Annotated in this window: 12 protein-coding genes and 1 pseudogene; 4 read left to right on the plus strand and 9 right to left on the minus strand. The window is 46.0% G+C overall.

What is annotated here, in order from left to right:
• Positions 1-80: 80 nt before the first annotated feature.
• The 5 genes and pseudogenes from BDD39_RS12660 to BDD39_RS12680 form a co-directional block, all read right to left on the minus strand.
• Positions 81-269: pseudogene (locus tag BDD39_RS12660) on the minus strand (AMP-binding enzyme); the annotation flags it as partial.
• Positions 270-288: 19 nt separating this feature from the next.
• A complete protein-coding gene (locus BDD39_RS12665; RefSeq protein WP_166911149.1) occupies positions 289-1068 on the minus strand; it encodes an SDR family oxidoreductase in 780 nt (259 codons plus the stop codon).
• Between the two features lie 17 nt (positions 1069-1085).
• The gene (locus tag BDD39_RS12670) at positions 1086-2294 is read right to left on the minus strand and encodes an acyl-CoA dehydrogenase (protein WP_166911151.1); all 1209 of its coding nucleotides are present in this window, start codon (positions 2292-2294) and stop codon (positions 1086-1088) included.
• A 128-nt stretch (positions 2295-2422) separates the two neighbouring features.
• Positions 2423-3289: an NAD(P)-dependent oxidoreductase gene (locus tag BDD39_RS12675; protein ID WP_166911153.1), complete on the minus strand. Its 867-nt coding sequence runs from the start codon at positions 3287-3289 to the stop codon at positions 2423-2425.
• A 120-nt stretch (positions 3290-3409) separates the two neighbouring features.
• Entirely contained in the window at positions 3410-4195 is a 786-nt protein-coding gene (locus tag BDD39_RS12680; RefSeq protein ID WP_166911155.1) for an SDR family oxidoreductase, read from the minus strand.
• A gap of 358 nt (positions 4196-4553) precedes the next feature.
• Here BDD39_RS12680 and BDD39_RS12685 point away from each other — a divergent pair, with 358 nt between their 5' ends.
• Genes BDD39_RS12685 through BDD39_RS12695 form a run of 3 tightly spaced genes read left to right on the plus strand, consistent with a single transcriptional unit; the run spans position 4554 to position 6911 of the window.
• Positions 4554-4694 carry a cytochrome c oxidase subunit 2A gene (locus BDD39_RS12685; RefSeq protein WP_166911157.1) on the plus strand — a complete coding sequence of 47 codons (141 nt, stop codon included), beginning with the start codon at positions 4554-4556 and terminating at the stop codon, positions 4692-4694.
• A 17-nt stretch (positions 4695-4711) separates the two neighbouring features.
• Positions 4712-5194, plus strand: coding sequence for a cytochrome c oxidase subunit II (locus BDD39_RS12690; RefSeq protein WP_166911159.1), 483 nt, complete (start codon positions 4712-4714; stop codon positions 5192-5194).
• A gap of 16 nt (positions 5195-5210) precedes the next feature.
• Complete coding sequence (locus BDD39_RS12695) at positions 5211-6911, plus strand: b(o/a)3-type cytochrome-c oxidase subunit 1 (RefSeq protein WP_166911161.1); 1701 nt, start codon at positions 5211-5213, stop codon at positions 6909-6911.
• Positions 6912-6997: 86 nt separating this feature from the next.
• Here BDD39_RS12695 and BDD39_RS12700 read toward each other — a convergent pair whose 3' ends face one another.
• The 4 genes from BDD39_RS12700 to BDD39_RS12715 form a co-directional block, all read right to left on the minus strand.
• Complete coding sequence (locus tag BDD39_RS12700) at positions 6998-7228, minus strand: hypothetical protein (protein WP_166911163.1); 231 nt, start codon at positions 7226-7228, stop codon at positions 6998-7000.
• A 135-nt stretch (positions 7229-7363) separates the two neighbouring features.
• Complete coding sequence (odhB, locus tag BDD39_RS12705; protein WP_166911165.1) at positions 7364-8632, minus strand: 2-oxoglutarate dehydrogenase complex dihydrolipoyllysine-residue succinyltransferase; 1269 nt, start codon at positions 8630-8632, stop codon at positions 7364-7366.
• Positions 8633-8657: 25 nt separating this feature from the next.
• On the minus strand, positions 8658-11516 hold the full coding sequence (locus tag BDD39_RS12710) for a 2-oxoglutarate dehydrogenase E1 component (RefSeq protein WP_166911167.1): 2859 nt from the start codon (positions 11514-11516) through the stop codon (positions 8658-8660).
• Positions 11517-11778: 262 nt separating this feature from the next.
• A complete protein-coding gene (locus tag BDD39_RS12715) occupies positions 11779-13755 on the minus strand; it encodes a methyl-accepting chemotaxis protein (protein ID WP_166911169.1) in 1977 nt (658 codons plus the stop codon).
• A gap of 172 nt (positions 13756-13927) precedes the next feature.
• Here BDD39_RS12715 and BDD39_RS12720 point away from each other — a divergent pair, with 172 nt between their 5' ends.
• On the plus strand, positions 13928-14110 hold the full coding sequence (locus BDD39_RS12720; protein ID WP_166912409.1) for a DUF5370 family protein: 183 nt from the start codon (positions 13928-13930) through the stop codon (positions 14108-14110).
• Positions 14111-14195 lie beyond the last annotated feature (85 nt).

Genomic DNA, 14195 nt, shown 5'->3' on the forward strand with positions numbered 1-14195 from the left:
TATTGCCATTCTATCATAAAACGGTCAAGCCCGTCTGACAACAGGCAATGGGGCTTGACCGTTTGGGAAGAGCGCATTTTTTATTTCGAACGGAGCGTCTCTTCGCGGAGAGCGCGGCGCAAAATCTCGCCGACGTTTGTTTTTGGCAATTCGGCTCGGAATTCGACAATGCGAGGTACTTTATAGGCGGCTAAATTTTGGCGGCAATGCGCAATAATCTCCTCTTCGCTCGCCTGCTTGCTGTCTTTTAATACGATAATCGCTTTAATTTTTCCCCTTCCCCCTTTTTTAAGCGCCTGAGGCATGGCTACCGCCGTCGACAACAATTAACGCTCCGGTCACAAAATCAGAGGCAGGAGATGCTAAAAACAATACCGCGCCTTTTAAATCATCCTCCCCTCCGAATCGTTTTAACGGTGTATTTTCTAATATTTTTTCGCCGACCCGATCGAGGATGGCCTTTGACATTTTGGTCGGGAAAAAACCTGGTGCGACCGCATTGACGTGAATTCCGTATTTCCCCCATTTGACCGCTAAATCTTTCGTAAATGTAATAACGGCCCCTTTGCTTGTGTTATAGCCGATCGTGTTTAATATTTCTGGATTTGTTCCGCCCAGTCCGGCAACGGATGCAATGTTAATAATTTTGCCGCTCTTTTGCTCAATCATCACTTTGCCTACCGCTTGGCTCATGAGAAACGTTCCGGTCACATTGACGTTAATGACTTTCTGCCATGCTTCAAGCGGCATTTCTTCGGCGGGAGCGCCCCACGTCGCACCGCTGTTGTTGACCAAAATATCAATTCGTCCAAACTCATCGACTGTCGCTTGCACAACGCGCTTCACATCTTTCGGATTCGTGACATCACATTTTAATGCAAGCGATTTTACGCCGAGCTGTTCCAATTTCTCTTTTACTTGTTCGCACGCTTCCACTCTCCGGGAACATACGACAACGTTAGCCCCTGCTTCCGCCAAGCCGATGGCAATTTGTTCCCCCAATCCGCGTCCTCCTCCGGTAACGATCGCCGTTTTTCCAGGTATTTTAAACAAATCTAGTACATGCATTCTACTTCTCTCCCTTTTTATTCATATTGTCGTAATTCTAATTTGGCGATTTGCTCTTTATGCACCTCATCCGGCCCATCCGCAAGCCGCAATGTGCGCGCATTCGCCCATTGCGCGGCAAGCGGGAAGTCATTGCTGATTCCTGCTGCTCCAAATGCCTGAATCGCACGGTCAATCACTTTTAACGCAACGTTTGGCGCCACCACTTTAATCATGGCAATTTCTTTTTTCGCCGCTTTATTGCCGACTGTATCCATCATGTATGCCGCCTTCAATGTAAGCAGCCGCGCTTGTTCAATTTCTACACGCGACTGGGCAATCCAATCGCGAATGCCCCCGTGTTCTGCAAGCGGTTTCCCAAACGCAACCCGCTTTTGCACGCGCCGGCACATCAACTCAAGCGCCCGTTCGGCCGCGCCGATCAGCCGCATGCAATGGTGAATTCTTCCCGGACCAAGACGTCCTTGGGCAATGGCAAAACCTTTTCCTTCTCCCCAAATAATGTTTTCTTTCGGAACGCGGACATGGTCATACGTAATTTCCGCATGGCCGTGCGGAGCATGGTCATATCCAAATACCGGAAGCATCCGCTCAATTTTCACACCTGGAGTATCAAGCGGTACAAGAATCATCGATTGTTGCTCATATTTTGGAGCGTCCGGGTTGGTTTTTCCCATGACAATGGCAATTTTGCAGCGCGGATCGCCAGCGCCTGATGACCACCACTTTCGTCCAGTAATAACATATTCGTCGCCATCCCGAACAATGCTCGCACGGATGTTTGTCGCATCACTCGAGGCTACATCCGGTTCCGTCATGGAAAAACAGGAGCGGATTTCCCCATTTAAAAGGGGAATGAGCCATTTTTGTTTCTGCTCTTCTGTGCCGTAGCGGACGAGCACTTCCATATTTCCGGTATCCGGAGCGCTGCAATTGAACACTTCCGGTGCAATAAGAGAGCGCCCCATGATCTCGCAAAGCGGCGCGTACTCCACGTTCGTCAGCCCTGCCCCGTATTCGCTGTCCGGCAAAAATAAATTCCAAAGCCCTTCTTTTTTCGCTTTTGCCTTCAATTCCTCCATAATTGGCGGAACGCCGGACCATCTGGATTCTTGTGCATTTAGCTGCTCCTCATATACCTTTTCATTTGGATAAATATAGTCTTCCATAAAAGCGCTTAATTTTTTGATCAACTCTTTGACTTTAGGCGAATAGGAAAAATCCATCGTTTCCCCCTCCCTTTTATACTAACCGGTTAGTATGTAACCTTATTTTTACTATACTCCCATTTAAATAAATATTCAATATTTTTAGATAAATAACAATAAAGCGGCATCGCAAAGATGATGCCGCTTTATTCTTGGATGTAGCGTTTATATAAAGCTTGCGTGCCGCTGTTTTCTTCCCCGGCATTCGCCAGCTCCTCATACATTGATTTTGCCAGCGCCAGCCCTGGCAGCTGCAAATTCATTTTTTCCGCTTCTTCTAACGCAATTTTCATATCCTTAATAAAATGCTTCACATAAAAGCCCGGCTTGAAATCGCCGGAAAGCATGCGAGGGGCTAAATTGCTCAGCGACCAGCTTCCCGCCGCTCCCTGGGAGATGCTTTCTAGCACTTTAAATGGATCCAATCCTGAACGCTTCGCATAGGCAAGCGCTTCGCAAACGCCGATCATGTTGGATGCGATCGCAATTTGGTTGCACATTTTTGTGTGCTGACCGGCTCCTGCTTTCCCTTGATGAACAATGTTCGTTCCCAATCTTTCTAAAATCGGCTTGCACGCAGAAAATACTTCTTCATCTCCGCCAACCATAATCGTCAATTTTCCTTCTTTTGCACCAATATCTCCACCTGAAACGGGAGCATCAAGCGCATGAACATTTCGCTCTTTCGCCGCCTGATAAATTTTTTCAGCTAACGATGGAGTCGATGTTGTCATATCAATCACATATGTACCTTCTTTCACGTTTGCCAGTATGCCTTCTTCTCCAAAATATACTTCCTCCACATCTTTTGGATATCCAACCATTGTAATGACAATATCCGATTCTTTTGCAAGTTGAGCAACTGTTTCTTTCCAAACTGCACCCTCTTCAATCAGATCCTTCGCTTTCTCTTTTGTCCGAGTGTAAACAAGCAGTGGATAGCCTGCTTTTAGCAAATTGCGCGCCATGCTTTTCCCCATTACACCTAGACCGATAAAGCCGATTGTTTTCATGTTTTCTTCCCCTCCCTACATGGATTTTATTCATGTTTATCATAACATAAAAAAGTACCTTGGAAATAAACCAAGGCGCTATCTTTCTTTTTTCAAAAGCGGTTGTATTTTCGGACTATGTTAAATCGCTTTTACCATCCCGCCGTCAACAATGAGAGACTGACCTGTGATATATGTGTTTGCCTCTGAAAGAAGGAATGTAACGACGTTGGCAAATTCCTCCGGTGTACCGTAACGGCCGAGAGGAATCGTGCTTTTCATACGTGCTTCCATTTCCTCTTTCGAAATTCCTAGTTTTTCCGCATTGATTTTGTCTAAAAATGCGACCCGCTCTGTTGCAATTCGTCCTGGCGCTACCGTATTAATTAAAATATTGTACGGCGCAAATTCTGCGGCTAATGTTTTGGTTAAACCGACGATGCCAAGACGGAATGTATTGGATAAAAGCAACCCCGGAATCGGCTCTTTTATGGAGGAAGAAGCGATGTTGACAATTTTTCCTCCTTTTTCCTTTAAGTATGGCAGCGCTTCACGAATAATGCGGATATAGCTAAGCAAATTCAATTCAAACGCATGATACCAATCTTCGTCGCTAATCGTTTCAAACGTTCCCGCAGGAGGTCCTCCAGCGTTGTTCACTAATAAATCAATGGTTCCATAAGTGTCTACCGTTTTTTGCACAAGACGATGAATATCTTCTACCTTCGTAATATCTGCTTGAACATGTGACACTTTTCCTTTATGTAAATCACGTAATTCTTTCTCCACCTCTTGCAGTTTCTCCTCATTTCGGCTTGTAATCATGACATTTGCCCCTTCAAGCACAAGCTGACGGGCAATTGCTTTACCAAGACCTTGACTGGATGCGACAACAATTGCAGTTTTCCCTGACAAGCGCAACTCCATAACTTTTCCTCCTTATAAATGTTTTTATTTAAAAGTTATTCGCTACATTTTATTGCTTTTCCTTCTTTCTTCTATTAGATGAAAAGAGGGTATCGCAAAAGTTTGTCCTTTCTTCGCCATAAAAATCCCCTCCTAAGTAGACTCCTAAGAACATCATATCAGATGTTCTCTTTTTTCGCTGCCTACCTGTAGGGATAGAATATTTTGTCTATTAAGATATTGAAACGCTGATATGCGTCATTTTTTTCAAAAAAGAAGGAAGGGCTCCAAATTCAGCGTTTGGGATGCATAAAAAATCCTGTCCTGTCCATACTGTTGAGTAGTCTGCTATTTGATCTACAGAAAAGGAGAGGTTTGAATGGATAATCGTACAAAAGATAAGGAAGCAGCCGCTTATGATGAAAGATTAAAAGGGACGTTTGCAGGCGTTTCTATTATTGGAGCTTCCATCTTACTGTTATGGCTGATTGTTTTTTATCTCTATATCACTAAAGTTTAGAAGCGAGGGGAAACAGTATGCTGAATATGCCTAAATACGAAAAGATCTGGCTGGCCATCGGAACAGGAGCCTTGGTCGTGTTTCTCGCTGTCACAGGGATCATGGCCGTCTCGATGTGTCTTAATCCGCCTAACGGCATGAACATGGCAATAAAACCGGAAAACGTGGAAGCGACTGCTCCATTTAACAGCCCCGGACTGAAGAAAATCGGCCCGAACGAATACAGGGCGACGATCATCTCCTACACATTCGGCTATAAACCTAATACCATTACTGTTCCTAAAGGGGCTACAGTCCATTTTCAGATCACAAGCAAGGATGTTGTCCACGGCTTCATGATACCAGGCACAACCACCAACTTGATGCTCATACCGGGACATGTTGCGGAATATACACAGACATTCAACGAGCCGGGAGAGTTCCTATTTTTGTGCCATGAGTATTGCGGAATCGGCCATCAGGCGATGTACGGAAGAGTCATTGTGAAAAATACGGTGTAGGAAAGGGGAATGGAGCATGAGTACGAACGTTACTACCACCGAAACAGGCGGACATAACAACGCTTTTACCGATTTCCGATTTGAAAAGAAGGATTCTAATCTAATTCTAGCGCATATTGGATTTTCTTTTTTCGCTGTTTTTCTTGGTGCGATTGCCGGATTGCTGCAGGTCGCGCAACGGAGCGGCTGGATTCAATTACCGAATTGGCTGAACTATTATCAATTGCTCACCGCACATGGCGTGCTGCTTGCACTAGTTTTTACAACATTTTTCATTATTGGTTATCTATATTCAGGGGTTGCGCGCACACTTGGCGGTAAACTTACGCCTGCCGCAAGGATACTCGGCTGGATCGGATTTTACTTGATGGCTGTCGGAACCATTATGGCCACGATTACTATTTTAACGAACCAGAGTACCGTGCTGTATACGTTTTACGCACCAATGAAAGCCTCACCGTGGTTTTACATAGGTACTGCACTGCTGATCGTGGGAAGCTGGTTCGGCGCTTTCGGAATCTTTGCAACATACATTCGCTGGCGCAAGAATCATAAAAACCAATCATCTCCGTTATTCGCTTATATGGCTGTGGCTACGTTGATCATGTGGCTTCACGCCAGTTTGTTTGTCGCCATCGAAGTAGTCTTCCAGCTTATTCCGTGGTCATTCGGCATCGTTGATCGGGTGGATGTCAGCTTGAGCCGGACATTGTTCTGGTACTTTGGCCATGCACTCGTTTACTTTTGGCTACTGCCTGCTTATATTTATTGGTATGTCAACATTCCGCAGGTCGTAGGTGGTAAAATTTTCAGCAACTCGCTTCCAAGGCTGACCTTTATTCTGTTTATTTTATTCTCAGTGCCAGTCGGCTTCCATCACCAATTAAACGAACCGGGAATTGGATCATTATGGAAATTTCTTCAGGTCGTTTTGACGATGATGGTTGTCATCCCGTCTTTGATGACGGCATTCGCAATTTTAGCCACATTTGAACTGGCTGGGAGATCCCGCGGCGGAAAAGGACTGTTCGGATGGGTGAAAAAACTGCCGTGGAAGGATGCCCGCTTTTTCACTGCCGTAATGGGCATGATCATCTTCATACCGGCCGGGGCCGGCGGCATCATTAATGCGAGTTACCAATTGAACCAGATGGTGCATAATACGTGGTTTGTCACAGGCCATTTCCATCTGACAATCGCATCTACAGTATTATTGACATTCTTTGCTATTTCCTACTGGCTGATTCCAGTCTTGACCGGACGAGTTTTCACGAAGCAATTGAACAGGCTTGCCATCATCCAAGCAGTCCTGTGGGCCATCGGCATGTTCCTGATGGCGGTTATTATGCATATTGTCGGACTCCTTGGTGCACCTCGGCGCACCAGTTACTCCACTTACGGTGGACATGAACTTGCTGTTACATGGCTTTCTTACGAACAAGTAATCGCTACAGGAGGCGTCATCCTGTTTGTAGCCATCTTACTGGTACTGTATATCTGGTTCAATTTGTTGTTCTTGGCGCCGAAATCCGAAAAAACAATCGAATACCCGATTGGCGTTGTCAACGAACAGGCGGAACATCCACCCCGGATTCTGGAAAGATGGTCATTCTGGATCGGTGTCTCCATCGCCCTTTCTGTGATAGCGTATGCCGTTCCGATCTATCAGATCGTGATGCACCACTCACCTGGATCACTTCCGTACCGGACTTGGTAAAAAATAGTGTGGTGTTTCATAACCTGATTTCGGTCAAAAGAGGGTGTCCCAAAAGTGATCGCATTTGGGACACCCTTGCTTTTGAATCAGCCTCTTTTTTCTCTATCCATTATAGAACGAAATTGTTTCATTTCTTCGTCTATATTCACTTCTGCTACATGAAATGGATTTTTTTGTTTGTCCAACTGCAACGGGTCTATATCGCTCCGAACTCCTAATGTATCCCCTTCTGTCGCGAGTGCGTCATTTAGGATTCCCTCTCGCTCCCCATCGAAATGAAAATCATGAGGATGATCGTTTCTTCCGCGCTCTAGCATTGTCACCCCTCCTTTTCTGCTATTTTTCGTTCAAATCGAACAAATCATTCCTTTTTGCGGTAGCGCGTTGTTTTCCATAAAACGAAAAAAGAGGCGACCCCAAAAATAATTTTTTGGAGTCTGCCTCTTTTTTCATCAGCTTTCTAATAGAAGGTCTTCCGGATTTTCGATCAAGTCTTTTATTGTTTTTAAGAAGCCAACCGCTTCTTTTCCGTCAATAATTCGGTGGTCATAAGATAATGCGACATACATCATCGGACGGTTTTCGATTCGTTCTTCGTCAATCGCAACCGGGCGAAGCTTGATCGCATGCATGCCTAAAATCCCGACTTGCGGACCATTCAATAGCGGCGTAGAGAAGAGCGAACCGAACACTCCTCCGTTGGTGATCGTAAACGTTCCACCTTGCAAATCGCTTAGCGATAGTTTATTGCTGCGCGCTTTCGCTGCCAACTCGGCGATATCACGTTCGATTTCGGCGAAGTTTTTCCGATCGCAATCGCGCACCACCGAAACGACTAAGCCCTCGTCGGTAGAAACGGCGACACCGATATCATAGTATTTTTTCAAAATAATTTCATCGCCTTGAATTTCCGCATTCACATAAGGGTATTTTTTCAGCGCCGCTACCGCCGCTTTCACGAAGAAAGACATAAATCCGAGACGGACGTCATGTTCTTCGAAAAATTTATCTTTTTTCCGTTTGCGCAGTTCGATGACGGCGGACATATCAATTTCGTTGAACGTTGTCAACATCGCCGTTGACTGCGTTACTTCTAGCAGGCGCTTCGCAATCGTCTGACGGCGGCGCGACATTTTCTCGCGGACAACCGGTTTGCCGTCATCTTGTTTGGATACCGCTGGAGCGGGCTGCTGAACAGATGGGGTAACTGCGGCCGGTTGCACTTGCGGCTGCACTTGTTGCTGGGCAAAGGATTCGACATCTTGTTTGCGAACGCGTCCTAGCGGATCGACCGTAGGAACTTGCGTTAAATCAATGCCTTTTTCGCGTGCGATTTTCCGCGCTGCAGGCGAAGCAATCGGACGCTGCGCTGAATGATTGCCGGCCATGACCGGCTGTTCTTGTTTTTCTTCCACTTTTACCGCTGTTTCATTTGTTTCTTGCACCGCTTCCGGCGCCGCTTGGATTGCTGGTTCTTGCGCAGCCTGTCCTTGGCCAATAACAGCGATCGCTTGCCCGACGGCGACCGTGTCCCCTTCGTTTGCTAAAACTTGTTGTAATACTCCGGATTCTTCCGCCATGATTTCGACGTTGACTTTATCCGTTTCCAACTCACAAATCGATTCGCCTTTTTCGACGTAGTCACCAGGTTTTTTCAACCATTGCGCAATGGTTCCTTCCGTGATAGACTCTGCTAATTCTGGAACTTTGACTTCAGCCACGTTGATGCCCTCCTCAAATCTTGCGTTATTGTTCTTTTTTCGTTAATGCACAGTGAATAATGCGTTCTTGCTCTTTCCGGTGAACAACAGGATCGCCTTCTGCCGGGCTTGCCCGTCTGCGTCGGCCGATGTAGCTGACGTCTACTCCCTCCGGCGCGATTTCCCGCAGTCTTGGCTCCATATAACACCAGCTTCCCATGTTTTTCGGTTCTTCTTGCACCCAGACGATTTCTTTGACATTTGGATAACGCAAGAAAATCGCTTGCAGCTCTTCTTTCGGGAATGGATATAATTCTTCGACGCGTACGACATGGAGCCAATCGAGCCCTTCCATTTTATTGATTTGCTCCGCTAAATCAATCATCAGTTTTCCAGTGCCTAAAATAATTCTTTCGACTTTTTCACGGTCTTTGCCAAGCCCTGGTTGTTCAAGGACTGGACGGAACTGACCGTTTGTAAACTCTTCTACCTCCGACGCCGCCAACGGGTGACGCAACAAGCTTTTTGGCGTCATCAGCACTAACGGACGGACTTCCTCTCTTCGCAAAATGCCCGCTTGCCGGCGCAAAATATGGAAATATTGCGCAGCGGTAGACAAGTTTGCTACCGTCCAGTTGTTTTCCGCCGCGAGTTGCAAGAACCGTTCTAAACGGCCGCTCGAATGTTCTGGTCCTTGCCCTTCATAGCCGTGCGGCAGCAACATGACGAGACCGGATTTTTGCCCCCATTTCGCGCGCCCGGATGAAATAAACTGGTCGAACATCACTTGCGCCATGTTGGCAAAATCGCCAAATTGCGCTTCCCACAGTACCAGCGTTTCCGGCGCAAAGACGTTATAGCCGTATTCGTAACCAAGCACCGCTGCTTCTGTCAACGGGCTGTTGTAGACGACAAAGGAAGCTTTCGCATCGCTAATGTGGTGCAGTGGAACAAACTCCTTGCCCGTTTTTATATCATGAAGCACGAGATGGCGCTGAGCGAACGTACCGCGTTGCGAATCTTGGCCGGTGAGACGGATCGGCACGCCGTCGCGTAAAATCGTCGCAAAAGCAAGAATTTCCGCGTGCGCCCAGTCCACTTTCCCGTTGCCATCAAACACCCCTTCACGCCGTTTTAAGATGCGCTCTAACTTATTAAACACGTGAAAATCAGCAGGAAACTGCAGCAATTCTTTGTTTAACCGCTGCAATATATCTTTTTCCACGGACGTTCTGACAACCGGCAATTTGCATGCAACCGTTTTCGGCGGATCCATAATAAAATCGAGTTTCGACTCATCTTTTGGAACTTTCTCATACGCGATTTTCAGTCTTTCCGCTACTTCTTGTTCCATTTCTTCTACCGCTTCTTTTGTAACAATGCCTTTTTCGATCAGCTTTTGCGCATAAAGCTGGCGAACGGTTGGATGTTGCTGAATGACACTGTACATCGTCGGGTTTGTCGCCATCGGTTCATCCATTTCGTTATGGCCAAAACGGCGATACCCGATTAAATCGATGACAAAATCTTTTTTGAAGCGCTGACGGTAGGCAAAAGCAAGGTTGGCCGCCGCCAGGCATGCTTCCGGATCATCGGCGTTCACATGCACAATTGGCACTTCAAATCCTTTGGCAATATCGGACGCATATTTTGTCGAACGGGAATCATAGCTTTCTGTCGTGAAACCGATCATATTATTGGCAATAATATGAATCGATCCGCCCGTCTGATATCCTCGCAATTGGCTCAAATTCAATGTTTCGGCCACAATTCCTTGCCCAGGGAATGCCGCATCTCCGTGAATCATAATCGCAAACGACGAATCCGTATTTTGCAGCGGCATGCCGGCGTTTGCGCGATTTTCCTGAGCGGCGCGCGTAAAGCCTAACACAACCGGATTCACGACTTCCAGATGGCTTGGATTGTTTGCCAGCGTAATTCTCATTGTATGCTCATTTTCATTGCGCAGACGGCGGGCTGCCCCTAAATGGTATTTCACATCCCCCGTCCAGCCGTATGTGATCGCTACCGATCCTTCCGAAGGAATAAAATCTTTGCTTTCCGCGTGCTGGAATTCGGCAAAAATCATTTCATACGGCTTGCCAAGGACGTGGGCAAGCACATTTAAACGGCCGCGGTGCGCCATGCCAATATTTACTGCTTTGATTTCCTTTTCAATCGACTGGCGAACCAGTTCGTCCAATAGCGGCACCATGGCATCTAAGCCTTCAATCGAAAACCGCTTTTGTCCGACAAATGTACGATGAATAAATTTTTCAAATCCTTCCACTTCCGTAAGGCGGCGGAGCAATGCCACTCTTTCATCATTTGTTAAACTTGGATAATATGCCCCTGATTCAATTTGTTGAATCAACCAGTTTTTTTCTTCCAAATTATGTACTTGCGAAAATTCAAACGCAATTTTATCTGTATATACTTTCCGTAAATGATTAATGGCATCCAGTCCATTTTTGACATGCGCCGGTGCATGCGGGCAAATAAACGCGACAGGAATTTGTTTTAAATCTTCTTCCGTCAAATCGTATTCACTTAATTCGATGCGGCGCGTGTCTTTATTTTGTTTGTGTAATGGGTTAATATCGGCTGCCAGATGGCCGTAATGGCGGATATTGTCCGCTAGTTTTACAGCAGCAACAAGCTTGCTGAATATCGTTGGGTTTTCCGGAAGGCGGAACGTCTGATGCGTTCTGGCGATCTCCTCGTTTTGCTCAAACGGTTCTGCTTCCGTTGTCGGTGCCCCCCACTGTTCGAATAATTGCCTCAACCCGGGATCAACGCTGTCTGGATCCTCTTGATACTGTTCATACATTTCGATGACATATCCGAGGTTTGGCCCATAAAATTGACTCCATGGTTGTGCATCGTTGATCGTCTGCTTTGCCATTATGAAAACCTCCAACTAGTTTTCGTTTATTTGGGATCGTTTGGCGCCCCATACGCATCAAGAAAAATGCGAACAGGACCCGCTTGCCTTCCATTATCCCCAAATAAACAAAGAAATAACTTTATAAACGTTTTCAATGTATATTGTAGCACTATCATTCATTAAAATCGATGATTAAACATAAAAATCTCCAATAATTTATTTTTTTTTTGAAAAAAGAGAAAAAACGCGGCAACGATAGAACGCGCGCAACAATCAATAATCATGATATTTTAAATTTTTCAACTAGCTTTTGCAGCTGCCGGCTCATTTCGCTTAATTTTTCTGCTGATTCCGTCACCGTTCCTAACGCCTGCAGCTGATCATCGGCAGATGCCGCTACTTCTTCCGCCGCTGCCGCGGACTGCTGGGCGACGGCGGAAATATTTTGCATCGCTCCAATGACGTCATCTTTGCTTTCGTTCATCCGCTTCGCTTCCTCTGTAATCTCGGCAATCGCTGTTGTTAACTCTTCCATCATCGTGACAATCTTGACAAATGAATCACCTGTTGTATGGACAGCTTGTTGCTGCTGTTCGTACATGTCTTTCGAATGATTAACCGCCTGCATTGCCAGATTCACTTGCTGCTGAATCATGGCGATCGTTTGGCGGATCAGCTCGGTTGCTCTTGCGGACTGCTCTGCTAATTTACGCACCTCGTCCGCAACGACGGCAAATCCTTTTCCATGTTCCCCCGCTCGGGCCGCTTCAATGCTCGCATTTAAGGCAAGCAAATTCGTCTGTCCGGAAATGGCTGTGATTGTTTGAATCACCCCATCAATTTCTTCCATCTTTTTCACTAAATCTTTCATTACTTTTTCCACCGCAACTAATTCTTTTTTTGCCTCATCTGACTTTAACTGCAGCACATTTAAATTTTCAAGGCCGTCATAACTTGCCGTTTTCGTTTCATTTGACAACGTTTGCATGTTGGCCGTCGACTGGGTTACCGTTTCGATTTGTGCGGACAACGCCGCCGTCCGTTCATTGATCGTATCTAAATCGCCTGCTTGCTCTGTCGTTCCTTTGGCAATATCGTTAATGGCGCTGGCCACTTGTTCGCTCGTCGCCATCGTTTCCTCGGAAACGGCGCTAAGATGGTCGGCGGAGGCCGCGAGCTCGTCTACCGATTCGTTGACTTGCTGAATGAGCGCCCGCATTTGCGCAATCATATGATTGAAATGATCGGCCAGCTGGCCTATTTCGTCTTTTGAATTTACCCGCACATGCACCGTTAAATCGCCTTCTGCAACTTTTTCCACTTGGTGCTGAAGCGCAATGACCGGTTTCGCAATCGAACGGGCAAGGAAATAAATAATAACAATAGCAAGCAATAATGCAGCCACGGTGATGATGAACATTTTCATGGCAAGGGAATTGCTCATCGCCAACAAATCTCTTTCTTTATATACGGTGCCGACTTTCCATCCCAGCTCAGGAATCGTGGCAAAATACATCACCCGCTTTTCGTTCTCGGATGTATATGTATAAAAGCCGCTTTTATTTTTTAACATGTATTGGACCACCGCATTTTTCGACATGTTTTTCCCCTTATATTGCGGATGGACGATCGCGACTCCCTTGTCGTCAAATAGCACAGGATACCCATGATAACCAACATCACTATTGTCGACAATTTTCGTCACTGCATCAAGCGTCATGTCGATCCCAATCACAGCGACGACGCGGCCATTTTCTGTTACCGCTTTCGCCAATGTGACAATATGTTTCCCTGTTATCGCATCGATGTATGGTTCAGTCCAAACGACCCGGTCCGGGTTTTCTTCCGCTTTTTTATACCATGGTCGCGCCGTTGGGTCATAGCCGTCAGGCAATTGCGCCACCGGCGTCGTATACATTTTTTTCTCGGCCGTGCCAATATAGGCAAGTTGGACGTTTTTGTGGATTTTCAAAAAGGTGTGAAACTGCCGGTCAAGCAACGGCCACGCTTTTTCCTTTTTGAGCATTTCGTCGACGATAGGCGATTCGCTAAATTGAAGCAGGCTATTTTCCTCGCTTTGAAAACTGCCGCGAATATCTCGTAGCACCCCGTTTAAAGTGGACTGGGCGCGTTTTTCGACGTCCTGGCGGATCATTTTTTTCGTTTCGACCACCCCGACAATCTGAATAGCGGTCAAGGAAACAATCATTAACAATGCCATTAAGATGATCAACTTTGTCCGCAATGTTTTAAACACAGCCTTGTTTCTCCCCTTTTGCTTTTTTGTCGAACTTTGTCTTCATTATATAAAGGACTTTCGTTATACGTCTATAGGAGCAGCTTCTTATTCATCGCATGAAACAAAGGCAAAAACGAAACAATAAGAAAGGAATCTTAACGGACAGGCAGGTGAAAAACGATATGGGGCTATTGAACGGGATGGATATATTTTTGATATCGAATATAGCGTCATCCAGCAAAAAGGGGCGCTGCATGTATACCGAGACGGAGTGCTGATGGATGAAGTAACGTTCCGTTTCACTGGAAAAAAGCTGAACGAACAGCAAATTGAATCATTAATTGACCATTATATCGAGCAACATAACGGCTAAACTGCTGTATAAACAGCAGTTTTTTCTTGCTAATTTTGCCACTATTCTTATATGATGGAAACAACGATACATGATAAGCGGGGGG

Origin of the sequence: Saccharococcus thermophilus (genome assembly GCF_011761475.1) — a bacterium.
In the GTDB taxonomy this organism is placed as follows: Bacteria; Bacillota; Bacilli; order Bacillales; family Anoxybacillaceae; genus Saccharococcus; species Saccharococcus thermophilus.

Excerpts from the sequence above, each read along its gene's own strand:
- BDD39_RS12665 (WP_166911149.1), bottom strand. The coding sequence starts at position 1,068 with ATGCATGTACTAGATTTGTTTAAAATACCTGGAAAAACGGCGATCGTT.
- BDD39_RS12670 (WP_166911151.1), bottom strand. The coding sequence starts at position 2,294 with ATGGATTTTTCCTATTCGCCTAAAGTCAAAGAGTTGATCAAAAAATTA.
- BDD39_RS12675 (WP_166911153.1), bottom strand. The coding sequence starts at position 3,289 with ATGAAAACAATCGGCTTTATCGGTCTAGGTGTAATGGGGAAAAGCATG.
- BDD39_RS12680 (WP_166911155.1), bottom strand. The coding sequence starts at position 4,195 with ATGGAGTTGCGCTTGTCAGGGAAAACTGCAATTGTTGTCGCATCCAGT.
- BDD39_RS12685 (WP_166911157.1), top strand. The coding sequence starts at position 4,554 with ATGGATAATCGTACAAAAGATAAGGAAGCAGCCGCTTATGATGAAAGA.
- BDD39_RS12690 (WP_166911159.1), top strand. The coding sequence starts at position 4,712 with ATGCTGAATATGCCTAAATACGAAAAGATCTGGCTGGCCATCGGAACA.
- BDD39_RS12695 (WP_166911161.1), top strand. The coding sequence starts at position 5,211 with ATGAGTACGAACGTTACTACCACCGAAACAGGCGGACATAACAACGCT.
- BDD39_RS12700 (WP_166911163.1), bottom strand. The coding sequence starts at position 7,228 with ATGCTAGAGCGCGGAAGAAACGATCATCCTCATGATTTTCATTTCGAT.
- BDD39_RS12710 (WP_166911167.1), bottom strand. The coding sequence starts at position 11,516 with ATGGCAAAGCAGACGATCAACGATGCACAACCATGGAGTCAATTTTAT.